The organism is Shewanella sp. SM55 (assembly GCF_025654025.1).
Taxonomy (GTDB): domain Bacteria; phylum Pseudomonadota; class Gammaproteobacteria; order Enterobacterales; family Shewanellaceae; genus Shewanella; species Shewanella oncorhynchi.
In genome coordinates, this window is sequence record NZ_JAKKRS010000013.1 from 113,278 (window position 1) to 131,260 (window position 17,983).

20 protein-coding genes are annotated in these 17,983 nt (G+C 45.7%); 4 read left to right on the forward strand and 16 right to left on the reverse strand.

From position 1 onward, the window contains the following. Positions 1 to 59 precede the first annotated feature (59 nt). The 3 genes from L5L91_RS16130 to L5L91_RS16140 all read right to left on the reverse strand — a co-directional run bounded on the left by L5L91_RS16130 (position 60) and on the right by L5L91_RS16140 (position 1,616). Positions 60 to 416: a hypothetical protein gene (locus L5L91_RS16130; protein WP_263164106.1), complete on the reverse strand. Its 357-nt coding sequence runs from the start codon at positions 414 to 416 to the stop codon at positions 60 to 62. Positions 417 to 571: 155 nt separating this feature from the next. After that, entirely contained in the window at positions 572 to 1,108 is a 537-nt protein-coding gene (locus tag L5L91_RS16135) for a protein tyrosine phosphatase family protein (RefSeq protein WP_014611817.1), read from the reverse strand. Positions 1,109 to 1,337: 229 nt separating this feature from the next. Beyond that, positions 1,338 to 1,616, reverse strand: a complete 279-nt coding sequence (locus L5L91_RS16140; protein ID WP_263164109.1) for a hypothetical protein — start codon at positions 1,614 to 1,616, stop codon at positions 1,338 to 1,340. A 225-nt stretch (positions 1,617 to 1,841) separates the two neighbouring features. On the opposite strand from L5L91_RS16140, the gene L5L91_RS16145 reads away from it, so the two are divergent. Next, positions 1,842 to 3,665 (forward strand): glycerophosphodiester phosphodiesterase, encoded by a 1,824-nt coding sequence (locus L5L91_RS16145; RefSeq protein WP_263237114.1) that lies wholly within the window; start codon positions 1,842 to 1,844, stop codon positions 3,663 to 3,665. 7 nt (positions 3,666 to 3,672) lie between these two features. Here the strand turns inward: L5L91_RS16145 and L5L91_RS16150 are convergent, their stop codons facing one another. Then, positions 3,673 to 4,104: a hypothetical protein gene (locus L5L91_RS16150; RefSeq protein WP_263237116.1), complete on the reverse strand. Its 432-nt coding sequence runs from the start codon at positions 4,102 to 4,104 to the stop codon at positions 3,673 to 3,675. Between the two features lie 381 nt (positions 4,105 to 4,485). Between L5L91_RS16150 and mtnC the strand changes: the two genes are divergently transcribed. Next, positions 4,486 to 5,166: an acireductone synthase gene (mtnC, locus tag L5L91_RS16155; RefSeq protein ID WP_263237118.1), complete on the forward strand. Its 681-nt coding sequence runs from the start codon at positions 4,486 to 4,488 to the stop codon at positions 5,164 to 5,166. Positions 5,167 to 5,264: 98 nt separating this feature from the next. Here the strand turns inward: mtnC and L5L91_RS16160 are convergent, their stop codons facing one another. From L5L91_RS16160 to L5L91_RS16185, 6 genes are all read right to left on the reverse strand, one after another. Then, positions 5,265 to 6,356, reverse strand: coding sequence for a hypothetical protein (locus L5L91_RS16160; protein ID WP_263173715.1), 1,092 nt, complete (start codon positions 6,354 to 6,356; stop codon positions 5,265 to 5,267). Positions 6,357 to 6,625: 269 nt separating this feature from the next. Beyond that, a complete protein-coding gene (locus L5L91_RS16165) occupies positions 6,626 to 7,012 on the reverse strand; it encodes a carboxymuconolactone decarboxylase family protein (RefSeq protein WP_263237119.1) in 387 nt (128 codons plus the stop codon). A gap of 211 nt (positions 7,013 to 7,223) precedes the next feature. Further along, positions 7,224 to 7,574 carry a MerR family transcriptional regulator gene (locus tag L5L91_RS16170; protein WP_263142256.1) on the reverse strand — a complete coding sequence of 117 codons (351 nt, stop codon included), beginning with the start codon at positions 7,572 to 7,574 and terminating at the stop codon, positions 7,224 to 7,226. Positions 7,575 to 7,577: 3 nt separating this feature from the next. Further along, the gene (locus L5L91_RS16175) at positions 7,578 to 7,973 is read right to left on the reverse strand and encodes a GFA family protein (RefSeq protein ID WP_263142257.1); all 396 of its coding nucleotides are present in this window, start codon (positions 7,971 to 7,973) and stop codon (positions 7,578 to 7,580) included. 25 nt (positions 7,974 to 7,998) lie between these two features. Then, positions 7,999 to 8,577 carry an NAD(P)H-dependent oxidoreductase gene (locus L5L91_RS16180; protein WP_263142259.1) on the reverse strand — a complete coding sequence of 193 codons (579 nt, stop codon included), beginning with the start codon at positions 8,575 to 8,577 and terminating at the stop codon, positions 7,999 to 8,001. 67 nt (positions 8,578 to 8,644) lie between these two features. Then, positions 8,645 to 9,004 carry a MerR family transcriptional regulator gene (locus L5L91_RS16185; RefSeq protein ID WP_263142261.1) on the reverse strand — a complete coding sequence of 120 codons (360 nt, stop codon included), beginning with the start codon at positions 9,002 to 9,004 and terminating at the stop codon, positions 8,645 to 8,647. 197 nt (positions 9,005 to 9,201) lie between these two features. On the opposite strand from L5L91_RS16185, the gene L5L91_RS16190 reads away from it, so the two are divergent. Further along, positions 9,202 to 9,630 (forward strand): acyl-CoA thioesterase, encoded by a 429-nt coding sequence (locus L5L91_RS16190; protein ID WP_259528795.1) that lies wholly within the window; start codon positions 9,202 to 9,204, stop codon positions 9,628 to 9,630. Between the two features lie 61 nt (positions 9,631 to 9,691). After that, the gene (locus tag L5L91_RS16195) at positions 9,692 to 9,955 is read left to right on the forward strand and encodes a GNAT family N-acetyltransferase (protein ID WP_263237121.1); all 264 of its coding nucleotides are present in this window, start codon (positions 9,692 to 9,694) and stop codon (positions 9,953 to 9,955) included. A gap of 21 nt (positions 9,956 to 9,976) precedes the next feature. On the opposite strand, the gene L5L91_RS16200 is transcribed toward L5L91_RS16195, so the two are convergent. The 6 genes from L5L91_RS16200 to L5L91_RS16225 all read right to left on the reverse strand — a co-directional run bounded on the left by L5L91_RS16200 (position 9,977) and on the right by L5L91_RS16225 (position 17,961). Next, the gene (locus tag L5L91_RS16200; RefSeq protein ID WP_105250927.1) at positions 9,977 to 10,525 is read right to left on the reverse strand and encodes an HPP family protein; all 549 of its coding nucleotides are present in this window, start codon (positions 10,523 to 10,525) and stop codon (positions 9,977 to 9,979) included. A gap of 123 nt (positions 10,526 to 10,648) precedes the next feature. Further along, positions 10,649 to 11,059 (reverse strand): acyl-CoA thioesterase, encoded by a 411-nt coding sequence (locus L5L91_RS16205; RefSeq protein WP_173497266.1) that lies wholly within the window; start codon positions 11,057 to 11,059, stop codon positions 10,649 to 10,651. Between the two features lie 125 nt (positions 11,060 to 11,184). After that, positions 11,185 to 13,641 (reverse strand): toxin-antitoxin system YwqK family antitoxin, encoded by a 2,457-nt coding sequence (locus tag L5L91_RS16210; RefSeq protein ID WP_263237123.1) that lies wholly within the window; start codon positions 13,639 to 13,641, stop codon positions 11,185 to 11,187. A gap of 142 nt (positions 13,642 to 13,783) precedes the next feature. After that, positions 13,784 to 15,592, reverse strand: coding sequence for an AMP-dependent synthetase/ligase (locus L5L91_RS16215; protein WP_263237125.1), 1,809 nt, complete (start codon positions 15,590 to 15,592; stop codon positions 13,784 to 13,786). Between the two features lie 192 nt (positions 15,593 to 15,784). Further along, positions 15,785 to 17,101: an ABC transporter permease gene (locus tag L5L91_RS16220; RefSeq protein WP_263142265.1), complete on the reverse strand. Its 1,317-nt coding sequence runs from the start codon at positions 17,099 to 17,101 to the stop codon at positions 15,785 to 15,787. Continuing rightward, a complete protein-coding gene (locus L5L91_RS16225; RefSeq protein ID WP_263237129.1) occupies positions 17,098 to 17,961 on the reverse strand; it encodes an ABC transporter ATP-binding protein in 864 nt (287 codons plus the stop codon). Before L5L91_RS16225 ends, L5L91_RS16220 begins: the two co-directional genes overlap by 4 nt. Between the last annotated feature and the right edge of the window lie 22 nt (positions 17,962 to 17,983).

Sequence of the window (17,983 nt, forward strand, 5' to 3'; positions counted from 1 at the left end):
GAAGCTTTATTCCATTCCGTAATGCTCATGCGTCACCTTACCTATCACTCATTAACGCTTTAGAGGCAAATAAACGCGTCTCGCTCAAAATAAAAAAGAATAGCTTCAAGTAATTCGCTATCTGTCCATTGCGCTTTTTGCATTGTGTAGTTGTCAATGACATCTTCGATTTGATCCATATTCAAGAAGTAACAATAGCCACTTTTAAACAGGCTATTTTCAAACTCATCAAATTCTTGATCCGAAAAGTTATTGGTACTACCCACTATCGGTAATAAAGTTGTCGTGAGTTGAATATCATCATTCTGTGAAGTGTCCTCATAAACAAGCCAATATCCGAGACCTCGATTAGAAATACATTTATCTATCCAGCCCTTTACTGATTCAGGCCTATCAAGAAATGGTGTTATATCCACTGATATTTTTCCTTTAAATGTCAATGTTTGCTAAACGGCAAAAAATTTAATTCTGTATTAGGACGATAAGTGAATTCAAATAAAAATTATGTTTTGGCGCTATTCCATTCTTCCTCGAATTAGCGCCATCACATTATAGGGCGTGTCGCCAAGGATCAATGTCCGTATTTAGCACTCACTTCCGTAAGTAACGCTTGCCATTTAGGGTAAATCGTTAACTCATCATTCCATGGCGCCATGGTCTGTGCCATGTTGGGATTTTGGCCTTGTTTTAACTGATATAAATAAGCAAACGCTGAGGCTCGATAATTAGCGAGACAATGCACTAATACATCTTTCCCCTTATGCTGATCCATAGCCGCAAAGAAGGCTTCCACATCTTCGACCTTTGGATTTTGCCAATCCACGGGAATATACACATAGTCCATTCCGGCCTGAGTCACGAGTTTACCTTCATCAGGGTGGGCATCTTTACTGCTGTCCGGCATAAGATTGATCACCACATCCACACCAGCTTGTTTAAGCAGTGAAAATTGCTGCTCATTTGGTAAACCTGAGCTTAATAACTGCGGCGCTTGCTGTTGTAATGCACGAATACCCTGAAGATTTTCGATCGATTCTATATTGGCATTCGCCAGTGGAGCCCCCAAAAACAGGGCAAGAACAAGGCTTGAAAGTACGGGATTTCTCATCAATAACTCCTTGGCTAACATAAAAATCAGAGGCTTGCTTAATCCTCTGATAATCCTGTACCACCGAAGTTCAGCAAATATCATCCCAATCCACCACAAATGCACAAACCTTTGAGCTAGCACTCATTTTTCGCGCCGAATTAACGATGGTTGCATTTCATCTTGGGAGATTTAGCAATCGGTTGCAAATATCGATGACTTACCTCTCAACATTTTTAAAAGCAACGGGCTAAAACATATTAAAAATCAACCATAAAAACAAAATAGAAGGTATTACCATCAGCGTGCTCACAACCACATATACCCAATGTTTGAAATAGATAAAGATCCCGATACCCACAATATTGGCAACAACAATAGAAATCACCAGCAGCAAAGGGGAGGCAATATGTGCAATATTATTCAAAACTCGAGATGTTGGGATATGGATTATCACTCCCGTAGAATTCAGCACAATCAACACTGCCAGTAATGAAAATGCCATCAGTACCCAAAAAAACTTACTCATTGTCCCTATCAACCTGTTATCCCTACATCCATCAGGATTATAAAGGTTCGTACCCCTATATGGCATACACTATTGAGTGTAATTATCTGTTTTACAAAGCACACCACCGAAAGCAACAGACAGGCATAAATCATCATCTTACCCAAGGTAATAAATTCGATGGCTAACCTTAAACCTGAAACGCTGCTAAATTACAGTCCTAACTCGCACGATTAAGGAAGCTGCATGCTCAATCCTGAACACAGTTACTGGCATGACACGCTTAAAGCCATTCGTCGCTGCGGTAGAAAACTCATTGAATTTGAACTGTTATTCACCTTAGTGTCGGCGGGTATTGTCGTCCCGTCTTTTGGCTGGCTACTGCGCCATCTGATTGCCAAAACGGGCAATGTCACCATTACCAATTACGACTTAATCGCCTTTGCCATGTCTCCCTATGGCTTGCTGTTTATGGTCATTACTCTATTCAGCAGCTTTACCGTGTTTTTTACCCAACGTGCTGGAGTCACTATTCTCGCAGCATCTGGCTTATACGATATTCCCATTGGCCCAGTGCGGGCGCTGATTTTCGCGACAGCGCGCTTACCCGTATTTATTCGCCTTGGTAGCATTTATGCAGCTTGCTTATTGCTGCTCAGCGTACCTTTTATCGGGTTAGGATATCTGATTTTCAGCGTGTTTCTACAGGGACACGACATCAATTACTACTTGTATTTCAAGCCTATAGACTGGTATCTCGCCTTAACGAGTATGGCGTTCTTAGCGATAATCTATGTCCTTGTTGCCTTATATCTGTGGGCCAAAGCGGCCTTTTCACTAACAATTATTGTGAGTGAAACGACCGATGCTTTGACGGCACTCAAACGCAGTTGGCAATTAAGCGCAGGCAATGAACGCCCGATTATGTGGCACGCTGCGGGTTGGTGGTTGAGGATAGGTGCTTTGGTGTATCCCTTAATACTGCTGATCTCCTGGGGTGCCGATAGCTTACTCGATAGGGTTACGCTGACACTTTCGACAGAATTAGCCATATTGGCCCTCGTCTCTGCACTGATTTTTATGCTCAGCGCGGCATGGTCCTTACTCGGAATGTTTGGGGAAGCCTTTATCATATTGCTGTTATACCGCCAACTGGGAGAAAAACCCGCAGGGTTAGAACGCCTTGGGCGACAAACGGTAAAAAGAACGTCTGAACTGTCGATTTATACGATAAGCGGGGTGTTGATCGGCACTTTTTTAATCATGTTGGGGTTAGGGGTATATGCCCTCAATAGTGAACCACAAAGGGATGACATCCTGATTACTGCCCACCGTGCTGGCGCTGCTAGGGCACCAGAAAATACCCTTGCGGCTTTGCGTTTAGCGATTGCAGAAAAGGCGGATTATGCCGAAATCGATGTGCAAACGGCATCCGATGGCACCTTAATGGTATTGCACGATGCTGATTTAATGCGCATAGCGGGCGATTCTAGGCGAGTTGCCAACCTCAGTGCGAGTGAAATACAACAACTCGATGCGGGGAGTTGGCACAGTGCCGCCTTTGCAGGTGAATCCGTACCAACACTACTAGAGATGCTTAATGAGGCACGCAACAAAATCGGTTTGAACATTGAGCTTAAATATAATCAAGCCGATCCCAGCTTGGCACAGGCCGTTGTCGCCTTATTGCAACAAGAGAAAATGACACAACAAGTCGTCATTACATCACTCGAAGCAAGAGCCATTGAAGAAGTGCAACGACTCGACCCTTCCATTCACACAGGCCTTATCGTAACTCAATCCATTGGCGATCCCATTAAGGCGAATACACAATTCTTAGCGGTCAATCAATCGATTACTAACGAAAAATTTATCGCCCGTGCACACAAAGGAGGTAAGCAAGTGCATGTATGGACAGTAAATAATCCGCGGCAAATGCTGCGCATGTTGGCGCTGGGAGCCGATGTGCTCATTACCGACTATCCGCAGGAAGCCGTGGAAATCCGAGAACAGTGGCTCGCGTTATCCCCTGTTGAACAAACGGCGCTGCGCCTACGCTATGTTCTGTAAATTCTGCTTATTTACTCAACCTCGCCTCGAAGCGCTTAGCTCTGCGTTGAAGCAACCAAAAGAGGCTTAACACCCCAAATGAAGCGGCTAAAGTGGTCAACGTTAGAGCAAAACCTTTGAATGAAAACAGGTTTAAAGTAAAACCATCTAACACCAGTACCGCCAAGCCAAGGGGCATTTGGATAAGCACAGCGGTAAACCAATCGAAGGGAAGTTTAGGAAAGATCCTGTGGTAAGCATAAAGCACTAAACCTGCAAGCAATATCAGCAAACTCGCATCGTGAGCCGCCAACAAAAGATACTCCACACTGTTATGCGAGATGTGAGGCACCGTACTCAACATGTCCAACATATAACCCGCGCTGGCGACCAATGAGAAGCTGATAAAACTCAATAAGGCTAATAGGATACCAAAGCCAAGTGCGGGTAAATATTTCATGTAAGGTCTCTCTATTCACAGGTGAAATATACTGTCTCGTCTCCCGAAAACCACAGCATGCAAGGTATAAAGGAGTAAAGAGACTTTAACTACAATAGCAGCCTAAATTTCCCTTAGCTATTAAGACCATAGTCTTATGTCTACCACAAACTTGTGCGCAATAAACCAGATGAAATCCAGTAACAAGTTAGTGTTTTCTCAGATAATCAGTGGATAAGCTTTTAAAATTACTAGATTAATCAAATTTCAATCTTATCGCTTAGTGATATTACCCACAATTTGCCCATGTGTTTGGGTGAAATAGACTAGCCAATTTCACCAATAACGCTTAGGATCGGAGTTGCATTTTTTAGCCAACATATTGTGGAGTATCAAAACATTATGGGTATCAGAGCCATAGTCGTAGACACAGCAGGCACCACGACAGACCTAAACTTTATCCAAGATGTACTATTCCCCTATTCTGTCAAAGCCTTGCCAGACTTTTTAGAACAGAACCAACACAATGTATTGGTTGAAAACTGTATTTGTGACACTAAAGATATCGCCCTAGAGCCCGAGGCTGACTTAGCGCGTGTAACTAAGATCCTGCAACAGTGGGTCAACGAAGACCGTAAAGCTACGCCACTTAAAACCTTACAAGGGTTAATTTGGAAACAAGGCTATGCCCATGGCGAATTTAAGGGCCATATCTTCCCGGACTTTATTGAAGCGGTGAAACGTTTTAGCGCACAAAACCTGCGTATTTACAGTTTTTCATCCGGCTCAGTCGACGCGCAAAAACTGTTGTTCGGCCACAGTGACGGCGGCGATTTAACTGAAATGTTTAACGGCCATTTCGACACCCGTACGGGCAACAAATTAGATAAGCAGGCTTACTGCAATATCCTCAACACTATCAGCTTAAGCCCCAAACAAGTGCTGTTTGTGTCTGATGTTATTGAAGAATTAAAGGCTGCTGACGCTGCGGGTATGATGACCTGCCAAATGGTTCGCGACAGCAAGCAACGCACTGGCGAGTTCCGCAAAATCAGCAGCTTCGATGAGCTGCTGATTGAATAATGCGATTATTGAATAGCACGATAGTCGACTCAGTCAGCTCAAGCTGATTTAGCCGATAAAACGAAAGCGACCTTGTGGTCGCTTTTTTATTAATTGGCTCAATTGCCCTTCACCGCCAGCGGAAACGCGGCCGAGATACATTTTTCCACCTCAAAACGATAACCATAATCCGCATTCTTATCGGGTGTGATCAACAAAATCTCGTAATCATTTAATTCAATCACATTCGACTCGGCAGGCTTTTTACAACGCGAGCGGCCATTGGCTTCAAGTGAAAATGCGAACGTAGCTAGCCATTGCCGCACTAAGTACTGATATTGAGTTCGCACTGAGGCGTAGGCCTTTTTGCGATCTTCCTCTTCCAGCTCGCTGTCATCATTACTATTCTCAGCCTTGCTCGATTTATCGCTTTCAGAGTCAAGAGCAGTCTGAGTTAGCTCTACAATCGGTACCGTCAGCACATCGGTCGCATCCGGCAACCGTCCCGATTTAGGCTCGCGAGGCGCATGCTTAGCGGCTTCTTGGGGAGAGGTAATAAAGCTGCCAAATGAGGTTTCAATGCGAGTCTCTAAATCAATTAACAGGCTCAAGTGATACAAAACCACAGTCGCTAGCACGATACGGATCAAAAAAGTCGTTTTACGGAATGAAGTATGCGAGGTAAGCCGTAACGACTTGACACCCAAAGGTTTAAGCAAAAAAATCAATATTAAATAGATAGGAATAATCAACTGCAATGCCAGCAGCACGATCGCGCTTACCATCAAAAACCAAGCGGGCATATAGAGTAGAATCGCTAAGTTATGGGTGTAATTGAGATCGCTTGCTGAGACCCCAACCACTTCGTTGACTATCGCGCCAGACCAGCCCAAAGCAAAGTTGGCAATCATCGCATAAAACAGCAACAACACAGCTTTGCCCGCCAAACTGTGCCAAACCCGCTCGAACACAGGCCAAAACTCGATGGCCATAGCGATTACGGCAATCACAGCGACCAACCCCATTAACTCGCTACTAAAAGCCAATATCAAAGCAATAAGATACAGCTTTTGCGCAAAGGATAACTTAGCAACCCCTAGGATAAGACAGCGCCAGAACTTGCCCAAACCTAAACGGATGTCACTCAGTGATGGTAAACTGAGCTTTCGCAAGTATTGGCGAGCCGCCCCAATGTAACCGATTAAATTCATTATTATTTTACATTCCATTGAAATAGTAAGACGGGCAACATTTGCCACTGTAATGTGCAAAGCACAGTGATGGCAACTGTGCCACTCAATCTCGGTACATTGGTCACTTTGGCTATCTCTAGCCAAAGTCGAACGCTCTGCTTAGAGTCGAATGAAAGCCCTGCAACACCCAAACGCCAGTTTAAATCCAATTAAAATGAACTTGAGAGAGGAAATCAGAGCGGCCTTATGGTCACTTTTACAAATCGATAAACCTGACTCAGGATTAACTATACGACACTTAACTTCTGCTCGGAAAATACGGTTTTAGCGACAAACATGCCATTAAGTGCAGCAGGAAAGCCAGCATAAACCGACATTTGCAATATCACCTCAACAATTTCCTGCGGCGTACAACCGACATTCAATGCGCCATTAATATGTACGTTTAACTGTGGCTGGCAATGCCCTAGCGCCGTGAGTGCGGCAACTGTCACTAGCTCCCGCGTCTTAAGGTCGAGCCCTTCACGCTGATAAATATCCCCAAAAGGATATTCAATAATGTACTTGCCTAAGTCAGGGCAAATATCGGCAAGACTGCGGATGACTTTCTCCCCCGCCTCACCGTCGATTTCAGTCAGTTTAGCGAGGCCCTGCACATATCTTTGATTACTCATTTTTAGCTCCTGTTGGATTAAATCACAGTAAGCAGCCTAAACCTTAGAGTTAACTCTAAGTCAATGGTTCATTGATGGATGACACAGGCAATGCGGATCAGTAAAACTAACCCTCTGTTTAACTCGCCGACTAGAGGCGCAAGCAAATAGAAAAGTAAATAATATTAGCTTTTTAGCATTTAACCAAAATGTTAGCGACTGAGCTTAGCCACTAAAAATGAGTTTGGTAATAGTGAATTTTTTGCTTAAGGGCAGCCAAATGCTCCTGCTCTTGGCGAATACGCTCAGCCAATTGTGTTGCATGTTGCTCGAGCAACTGCTGTCGCTGGCCAGCGGTTGCATCGCCTTGGACACGCAACTCGGCATAGGTCAATATCTGCTTTAACGACATGCCCGTTTCTTTTAAGCGATTGATAAACCCAATCCATTCCGCTTCTTTCGCCGCATAATCACGATGCCCGCTGCCATTTCGCACGACAGACTGCAGTAGGCCAATTTTCTCGTAATATCTGAGCGTATGCGCCGACAGCCCTGTGAGTGCAGCAAACTGACCTATGTTCATAATCTAACGATCCGCAGGATGGTTAACGCCATCATTCGTGGGCACATTTTCGAGATCGAATGGATTGACCCCTTCGAGGCAACCAATGTTGTAACCATACTCATGGGGATTGGAACGCCGCTGGTGATGGGTGTAAATACCGCAGATAGAGCAGAAGTAGTGTTTGGCAGTTTTGGTATTGAATTCATAGAGTTTCAGCACTTCCTCACCCTTGAGGATCTTAATCCCCGCCAGCGGCACAGAGCCAACCATTGCGCCCTTACGACGACAGATAGAGCAATCGCAACGGCGTGGATTTTCGATGCCATTAGGCAATGACAACTCCAATACCACGGCACCGCAATGGCAAGACGCTCTGTGTTTTGGCTGAATAAGAGTATTGCCCACTTGTTTAATCACACCCCACTCCTTGTTTCACTAGATTCTATAAACCTAAATTCCCCAGCCGCTGCACCAACGCTCGCCATTGTTGCAATTGCGGCTCCTTAGCACTCATCACTGGCCCCAACATATTGGACTTAGCCCGCTTAAAACCACTAAATACTAAGGTGGCGGTATCAAGCTGTTTGAGCGCGGGAGCACCTTGAAACCACTTGTAATACCAAGGCGGCGTGTCCATAGTCATGATAATTCGCGAGGTTTTATGGCGCAGCAACTTAGCGGGTATCAATTTACCTTTCTCATATTTAAATGCAAACCCAGATAAAAATGTCCTATCGATTAAGCCTTTAAACTTAGCAGGAATACCGCCCCACCAAATCGGGGTGACAATCACCACATGCTCCGCCCACTGGATATTCGCTTGAAACGTCTGCAAATCGGCTTCGAGTGGCTGAGGTTGACGATAACCATAGCTCAGATTCGGGTCAAAATTCAGCTCAGCTAGTTTGACGATTCTCACTGAGTGTTTATCTGCCGCCGCTTGGGCATAGGTTTCAGCCAGATGCTCACAAAAACTCTGCGCCTTAGGATTACCACAGATCACTAAAATCTTTTTTGCCACGATGAAACTCCATAACAGTCACTGTGACAAATAGCATAAACTCTGCCCCTAAGGGGAGAGTCAAGACCTAAGGTAACAGCTGCGACTCACAGGAGGTGAGCCCATCAATACAGGCATCTAACTGAGTGACTTTATGTTCTAACTCACTTATCTGGCGTAAAAAATCTGCTTTTATACCCAACAAAAAAGCCTGTACTGTGGCTAACTGAGCATGCTTATCGCCTTGTTCGAGTAAATCTTTTAGTTGGACAAGCTTAATGCCGAGGGCTTTGGCCTCTTTGATCAGCAACAACAGCCTAATATCCGCCGCACTATAAATACGATAACGCCCCTGACGTGCGGGAGTGTCAATAAGCCCCCACTCCTCATACAAGCGAATCGCTTTTATCGACAGCCCAGTTTGCTTTGCCACTTGTCCAATATACATAGCTCAACCTAACCCTTTAAAGACATTACTCATATCTGCATTGCTTGCCATTATCAGCCACAGTATCAGCTTAGGCCAAGACTTGTCGCAGCAATCTTATGCTGCTAGTCTGGCCGCTTAAACGAGCGTTTTAACTTGGGATTTTTATCATGGGATTTAAACAAGAACAGTTGCAAGAAGGTGTACAAGAACAGGCAATGGAAAAGTTTCTCGCACAGCACCCCATAGTCACAGAAATCCCCGTTGCATGGGGTGAAATGGATGCCCTACAACACGTAAATAATGTGGTGTATTTCCGCTATTTTGAAACGGCACGTATCGACTTTTTCAATCGCCTCTTCCCGCTAGATACTCTGTATAAATCCGGTATTGGCCCCGTAATCAGCGAAAATCAGGCTCGCTATAAACGCCCAGTGACTTTCCCCGATACTTTATTGGTGAGTGTCAGTATTAGCGATATTCACAGCGATAGATTTACCATGCATTATCAGGCTTTTAGTAAACAGCAGCAGGCAGTGACCACCTTAGGTACTTCAGTCGCGGTGATGTTTAACTTTAAAACGGGTAAAAAAGCCGAGTTACCGACAGAACTGCTGGCGATTCTCAAACAGCACGAAGTCGCTTAAGCTATTCAAATCGATAACGAATTGCCATCACACTTTAGGCCATACCTTGAGGGAAGCATGTATGTCAGATAACGAAAATATCGAAATAGCCATCGAACATCAACAGGATAGACAGCGTTTTATTATCCCTGTCGACGGCTATGAAGCCGTGTTGGGATACCGATTATCAGGCAAGGATATCGATTTTAGCCGCACCTTTGTCCCCAACGAACTGCGCGGTAAAGGCCTTGCCGAACGCTTAGTACGCCACGGCTTAAAGTGGGCTAAAGGCCAAGACTTTACTATCCAAGCCAGCTGCTGGTATGTACAGAAGTTTTTAAAATAGGCAGATTTAAAAACGAGTTCGCTAAATCCAATACACAGGGTAATGGCGCTTGGGATCGGTGGAAAGGTTATTGACCACCAGCGCGACCAGTAAGAGTAATACTGAGCCGAGGAACACTGGCATTAACGCGTAAAGAAAGCCGAGTTGATGCACGTTTTCACCGCCAATCACGGCAATCAATGCCGTTGCGCCGCCCGGAGGATGAAGAGTCCGAGTCAGGTACATGAATGCGATAGATAGGGATACCGCTAAGGCGCTGGCCAGCACCACATAATCGCCACACACTTGGTACACTGCGACCCCAATTAAGGCCGATAACACACTGCCACCAATCAAGTTACGCGGCTGAGAAAACTCCGCTAGCGGTGCACCGTAGACTAGCACAGCCGACGCACCAAACGAGCCAATGACAAACATAGTGTCGACGAGGTTTTCACTCATATAATTTGCGAGACTCGCGACCAAGTAAATGCCACAGAAAGCCCCAATCCATGACCACACAATCTTTTTAAGTGGCTGTCTTGGTGGACAAATGTCTTTCGATCGCATGCGGGTAAAATAGAATCTCATGGTTAATCCGAACCGATAAAAATTAAGCGATACAGACAAGTGATCTGCATCACAGTTAGCGGGTCGACAAATTAACCCTTCAGCAGCGCAATTGCAATTACGCTGACCGAAAGAGTAAGCAGACTAAGCGCTTTCACCACTCAGATTAGCGAGCATTTCGCGGATATCTTCAGGAATCGGGCGGCTTTTTTCACTGCTGTAATCGTAATGTACGAGTGTGGTTTTTACTTCGGCGGTCTTGTTGCCCGCTTGCCAACAGGTTTGGGTCAGCTCGAAGCTGCTATTACCGATACGGCTGACATAGGTTTTTACTGTGACACTCTTGCCATAGTAAGTCGGCGCGATAAATGCCACGGTAAACCCCGCGACGATTAAGTTCCACTGATGCAAATCTAACTCGGGATTAAAAATCTCAAAGATTGGCGTGCGCGCCGCTTCGCACCATACGGGGATCACAGTGTTGTTGATATGACCTAGGCCGTCGGTTTCAGTAAATCTTGGATTGATTTCGAGACTGTATTCTGTGGCTGACATGCAAACTTCCTTTTTATTATTTTATGAATGGAAGAGCGTGGTGATTAACGTAATTAAACCAACCACCAAACTCATCCATTATCCTAAGCCAAACAGGTTCTAGCCACTAGCCCAAACCTAGCATTTTAAAACTGACAACTCGCCGTTTCTGGGGTTTGCTTGCCGTTAGCATCGTACTTTTTAAGGCATCCAGCCTTACCCATATCATACATTTTCTCGTATTCTAACTTGCCATTTTTATAAGACTTATACACCCCATGAGTTTTTGGGTTCTCTAAGTGATAAATCTTACGGCCCTTAGTGATATGTGAGTAATCGGCAAAACCCGGCTCTTCGGAATAGATAACACCGTTAATGTAGCGCTTGTGGATCACATGCTGTTCATCGATACGCAGCATTTCATTCGCTATCTTGCCATTCATGTCGTAACACACTTTATCCACGGCATAATTGCTATCGAGGTCTTCAATACAACTCACGGCACCATTATCAAAGTACTCGCGCTGTATACCGCAGCGCGCAATGGCGTTATCCCAGAAATAAGGTTCACCGTTCCAGGTTTCGCCTTCTTGCTGGCAGTAGTTCCACAGGCTTCTTAATTGCCCATTAGGATAGAAACTATAATGGGGGCCAGAGACACGGTTATTCACTTGGTGACCATATCGGGAGAGTGAGTAACCACCATCAGTGGAATAACTGATACTTGGGCCGTATTCCTTACCCGCTTTGTACGTTTTTAAATTTAATAAACGGCCATTGGAATCAAACTGATATTCTTTATCTACAGCGCCATTGGTGTAATAAGCCAATTTATACAAGGAGCCGCTGCTATGATATTCGCGCTGCTCACCGTGTTTTATCGATGAAATTGCTTCATTTTTGCCATTAATCACCCCTTCACAATCATCTGAGTAGGGATTCTCACGCATAATACATTCATCGTGCGAAGGCTTAAGCGTCACCGCTTCATTGAATTTATAACTCGTTAGTTCAGTCAGCTCACCGTTCTGGGGATTAAAGCGCATTTGCTGGCCATCCAACTCTCCTTGGCGGTAGTTAGCGATATCCACCACGACATTCGGACTTGAATACCAAATACTCTGACCATTAAGGCGACCCTGCTCATAATGGCGGGTATTAAACATCAGATTATTTTTGTCGAATGATTTAGACTCTCCTTGACGTAAGCCATTGACATAGCTCACTTCGGTACGAGTCCCATCTTCGGCTTTAAATACCCAAGGGCCAGTGCGTTTTCCTGCAAGATAGGCACCTTCACCAACTTGATCACGGAAATGTCCGCTCGTCACTTTATCGACCCAAGGACCTTGTTTGACACCCTTTTGATACTGGCCTTTGCTGCCATCAGCCTCAAGCCACTCGCCATCTTTTACGCCATTAAGATAAATACCTTTTGCCACTAATCGCTTATCGCCTTCTGCACTGGAGTCATAATCGGGCTCATAGACTTCGTAGGGGCCGTCGAGCACATCCTGATTGTAATGGGCAAAACCAAAGTTATCGGCCTCATCGAACATCGACTGTGCAATCCATTTACCTTGCTTTTTACCGTCAAGATATTCGCCTTCCCAATAAATGGCTTGGTTCTCTGTCTCCATCCACTTACCGACTTTTTTGCCCTGTTTGTAGTTACCAGAGTAAACCACGCTACCATTGCGACCATCGTAGGCCGCATACGGGCCATCAAGCACGCCTTGGGCATAATGACTTTCACTGGCAAGCCCTGCCCAAGTACTCGCCATGCTCATACTCATAAAATCGTAGGATGGGCCAGTTTTAGGGATCACGGCACCACCACTTTTAAGCCAATCAAAGTCATCGGCCTCAAAGGCCACGCTCACCAATACAAAACTGCCATCTTCTTCACTATATCCACTGCGATCAAAGGTGGTCACAAGGCTATATTGATGCTCATTACCTTGGGCATCTTTATCTTTACGAGTGAGTGGATAACGTAATTTATATTCGACGGCTGTCTTCACATCGACGGGGGAACCTTCGGAATTACGATAACCCACTAAGGTCGGCTTGAGCTTAGTAGAACCATCGACAATCGCTTTAATGGCGGGATCTTCAATCGCGTCAACATCATAGGTCATACGATATTGTTGCGGCGGAATTTGGCTTAACACTTTACGAACGCTACCCACGGTAAACGAGGTTAAGGTTGGTGCGACTTCATCGAGCACAACCTGTAGACGGGGAAGTTTTGTGAGATCATCCCCTTCAAAACCATAGCCCCGTAAATGCTGACCATCGGCATCTTTAAGCATGACAACCACTTCTTTGGTGCCACCTTTATCAAAATCGAGGTAAAAAACCGCAACCACTTCAGCAGAACCATAATCATCAAGACGCACGCCGGGCGCATCGCCATAGAGCATTTCGCCCCACACTTTATGATCTTTTTGATAGAAATTGAGCCATTGCCCGTTAGGCAAGTCCACTGGGCCATGGACGATTTTGTCGTAATCCTCAGCGTCAGCTGCAGGAATGACAGTTAAAGAAGATAACAACACCGCACTCGCTGCAGTGAATAAACTACGAATCGAAAGTTCCATTTAACTACACCTTTTATACCGACGCCTCGCGCCTCATGCGCACCAGTAAACGGGGCGAATTTTAAGCGAAGAAAAGCACTTCAGGAAGTAGTAGATAAAAAAAAGGCCGCTTCTGCGGCCTTTAGCAACAACAAGTTAACAATTAGTTGTTGTACATAGCATTTATTTCATGGGCATATTTATGGTAAATCATCTTGCGGCGCAGCTTGAGCGTTGGGGTGATTAAACCCGCTTCCATCGAAAACGCTTCAGGCAACAGAGTGAACTTTTTAATCTGTTCAAAACCGGCCAACTCATGCTGTAACTGCTTTAAGCGTTGCTCAAAATGCTCAACCACATGACTATGGCGCAGCAATTCTAAAGGTGACTCATACTTCAGCCCTTTGTCCTTCGCCCACGCTTCCAGTGACTCAAACGCTGGCACAATCAAGGCGGTCACATAATTACGCGCATCGGCAATAATCGCCACTTGCTCGATAAAAGGACAACAGCCTACGGCGCCTTCAACCCTTTGCGGCGCGATATATTTACCGTTGGAGGTCTTCATCAATTCTTTAATACGATCGGTAATAAATAAATTGCCATTCGCATCGAAACGCCCTGCATCGCCGGTTTTTAACCAACCATCTTCAAACGCAGCGGCGGTATCTTCAGGACGATTGTAATAGCCGCGCATCACAGTCGCGCCGCGGACTAAAATCTCATCGTCCTTACCTAGCTTAATTTCGGTTTCCAGCAAAGGTTGTCCATTGGAACCCGGCACTCGATTACCTAAGGTATTGCAGGTCACAGTCGCGTTAGTTTCTGTCATACCGTACCCACAAAGTACTGGAATATTAATCGCATGGAAGAAACTACCGACATTCACATCTAAGGCTGCGCCACCGCAAGGCATAAACTTCAAACGGCCACCTAGCACAGCCTGCAGCTTGCTATACACCAGCTTGTGCGCCAAACGCCATTGCAGCGACAACCACAATCCACCCTTAGCACGACCTTGGCCAACTTCGAACTGACGTTGGCCAACGCGCATCGCCCAAGCAAACAACTTCTTACGACCGTCGGCTGATTTGGCGACTTTATCTTGTACGGCGCTATACACTTTTTCGAGGAAACGCGGCACCACACACAAGGTATGTGGACGCACGGCGCTAATCGCCTCTTTCACTCTTTGGGTATTTTGCAGATAGACGTTATGGCCGCCACGGCACAAGACGTAGAAACTCCAACTGCGCTCAAATACATGGCTCAATGGCAAAAATGCCAAAGACACATCGCCAGAATGGAAGGCCAGTTTTTGATCGTGCTGGCGTATGGTAGACGCCATATTACGGTAATCCAGCATCACGCCCTTAGGATCGCCAGTTGTGCCGGAGGTATAAATTAAGGTCAGTAAATCATCGAGATTTGCAGCGTGTAAACGCTGATTAAGCTCGGCTTCTTGCTCAATGTTTAACTGAGTGTCACCCGCCAGTAGGGCATCTAGATGCCAATGCTGATTGGCCTTATCGGCAGCGAGTGTCACGCTGGAATCGAATACAATCACATGCTCTAGGCTTGGGCATAAGGCTTGCAACTCACACGCCATGGCGTATTGCTTAGCATCGTCAACAAAAATCACTTTAGCGGTGGCGTCGTTAACGATAAAGCTCGCCTGTTCGACGGTACTGGTGGGATAAATTGGCACTACAACGGCACGAGTTTTGAGAGTGCCGACATCGGCACAAGTCCACTGCGGGCAGTTTTGCGCCAGAATAACGCAACGGTCTTGCACTTGTACGCCAAGTTCGATCAACACTTGTGCAATTTTACTGCTGATTTGGTCGAAGGCTTGCCAACTCACCTGATACCAAGGAGCGGCCATTTCAAAACCTTCCAGCGCTACTGCGTCTTTTAAAGACTCGCTCTGCCGCTGTAGTAGTCGAATAACATGATATTGATCGAGAGACATAAGAGACTCACCTTTTTAGCTTACAAGTGTACCGCTTTTGCAGCATTCTACCTGAAGGCCAAATAAAAACTAAGAGTTTTTGCTCTAATGTTGTGCAAATGTCGCCCAAATCACGCTGTAAATAGCCTTTAGCGGCGTACCACTCTTGGTTTCACTTACTTGCCAGAGCGAACAAAATTTAATTTCGAAACGTCAACATGCCCTCATAACATCGCCCTTCCAGAGGATTTTCTTGCCCCAAATCAGCACCGCTTGCCCAAGCAGTATTAAGAGTAGATCCCATAGCAACCAATTAGTTAAATTGCCGCCATCACTTAAAGACGTAAGGCTGATGGACACCCACAGGGAATGCCCCGCGACGACCATCATAGTGAGCGTGATATGCAAAACTCGGCGACACATACAGCCAAAACCTAACGTCAAGGCGCAGGCCCAGTAAGTGCTGAGCACCAGATGACCCACTAACTGCATATTCAGATCACCATTGAGCCAGCCCAACAGCAAACTACACGCCAGCATAATGCCGACGACCACATTCAGGAGTCTTTGCTGTCCAAGGCAAAATGCTGCTATGAGTCCTTTTCGACCATCAAACCCTGGCATCAACAATAAGGTTTCTGTCGAGCGCGAGCGTTGCACTCGGCTCCAATGCACCAGCGAACAACTAATCACGCTGAACTGCGCCAAAAACAATAATACAGGGATATTCAAATGAAATTGATGCGACAACAGCCCAAGCACTAAGCAGACTACGGGCAATAGCAGCAGTAAAATCGTCAACATAGGGCCGATAAAAAAATTGGTGGGATGCAAATAACGCTCGAAGCGACTCAAGATACGCATCGATTGCAGATTCGGCAGCCAAAACCACCCCATTTCGAGACCATTAAGATATACCGTCCTCGCCTCAGCACGCCAAGGTAAAACACGGCATGCACGCGCAATCAGCATACCTAAAATCAGCAGGGCAATAGCACTTAGCCAAAGGGGAATGTGCTCTGCAATCAATGGGATAAATGGCATTAAGACAAAGAGCAAAAACGAAGCATAAAACCACTGAGTACAGAGTAAACAAAGCCAAATAAAAGTTAAACTCATCACCAAAGCCAGCACTAAGCTCGCTAGGCTAGCCGTCAAACCTAAAGCCAAACAGAACAAGACTCCTATGCCAAAAACGCTAGCTAAAACAGTGACACTTTGAATGTAGATATGGCGACGATAATGGGGAATTAAAGGTGCGCACTCATTCGCCATCAGACGTATGAGTTGCCATGCAACCGCCGCCGAGCTTGAGATAATCCCCATAGAAAATAACAGTTCAGCACTATCATTTTTACCATAAACTGCGGCGATACAAGCTAAGATCACCCCCAGTATAGCCGTACCTAAAAAGCTCACACTGCCGATATCAAAACACCAAAAGCGCAGCATGCCCTTGAAAGGATTCATTCGTGGACTCGTTCTTTCGCCCTTCGCGACTTGTATCTGCTTATGGTGCGCCACACTCATCTGTGTAGCTCCATAAACAGCTGCTCCAAGTTTAAGGCCTCATTCTTTAACACACCTGATATTGACGCGCTGTGCTCACCTAAATCCACCAGCACTAAATCGCCAACACGGTTCAGCACTGTAATTGACTCGGGCAACACAGTTTCGGGAGCGAGTGTTAACAAACGCACTTCTTCACGCAGGGCATCAATTTCCTTAAACAGCACTAACTCACCCTGTTTTATCAGTGCGACATGGCTAGCGACACGCTCTAGATCTGAGGTGATATGGGATGAAAACAGCACGGCAGAGCCAGATTCGAGGGCGAGATCGAACAAATCAACCATAAACTTGCGCCGGACTATAGGGTCGAGGCTGGCAACGGGTTCATCGAGGATTAACAACTCAGGGCGATAGGCCATCGCCATAATTAACGCTAGTGATTGCCTTTGCCCAACCGATAAACGTTGCACCTGTTGGGTCACATCTAACTCGAAACGCACCAACCAATCTTGCTCTAATTGCATGTCCCAATTGGGATAAAAGCTGCGGTGTAAATCGAGGGCGCGTTCAATAGTAAAACCTTCATAACCAAAAGGTTGCTGCGGTACATAACCTAAACGCTCCTTTGCCTTTGAAGTTAAGTTTTCGGGCGTTTCGCCTAAGGTAACAATACTGCCAGAATCCGGTGTGAGCACACCCAAGGCACAGCGCATTAGGGTCGATTTACCCGCCCCATTTTGCCCCAATAACCCCACCACCATACCCGCCGACAAAGTTAACGATAAATCCTTAAGCGCCCACTTTTCACCCGCGCCTTTACCGCGAAAGATTTTATTCACTCGGTTAAATTCAAGTATTGGCGTGCGCTCTTGGTCCATCGAATTTCATCCTTTTTATGCT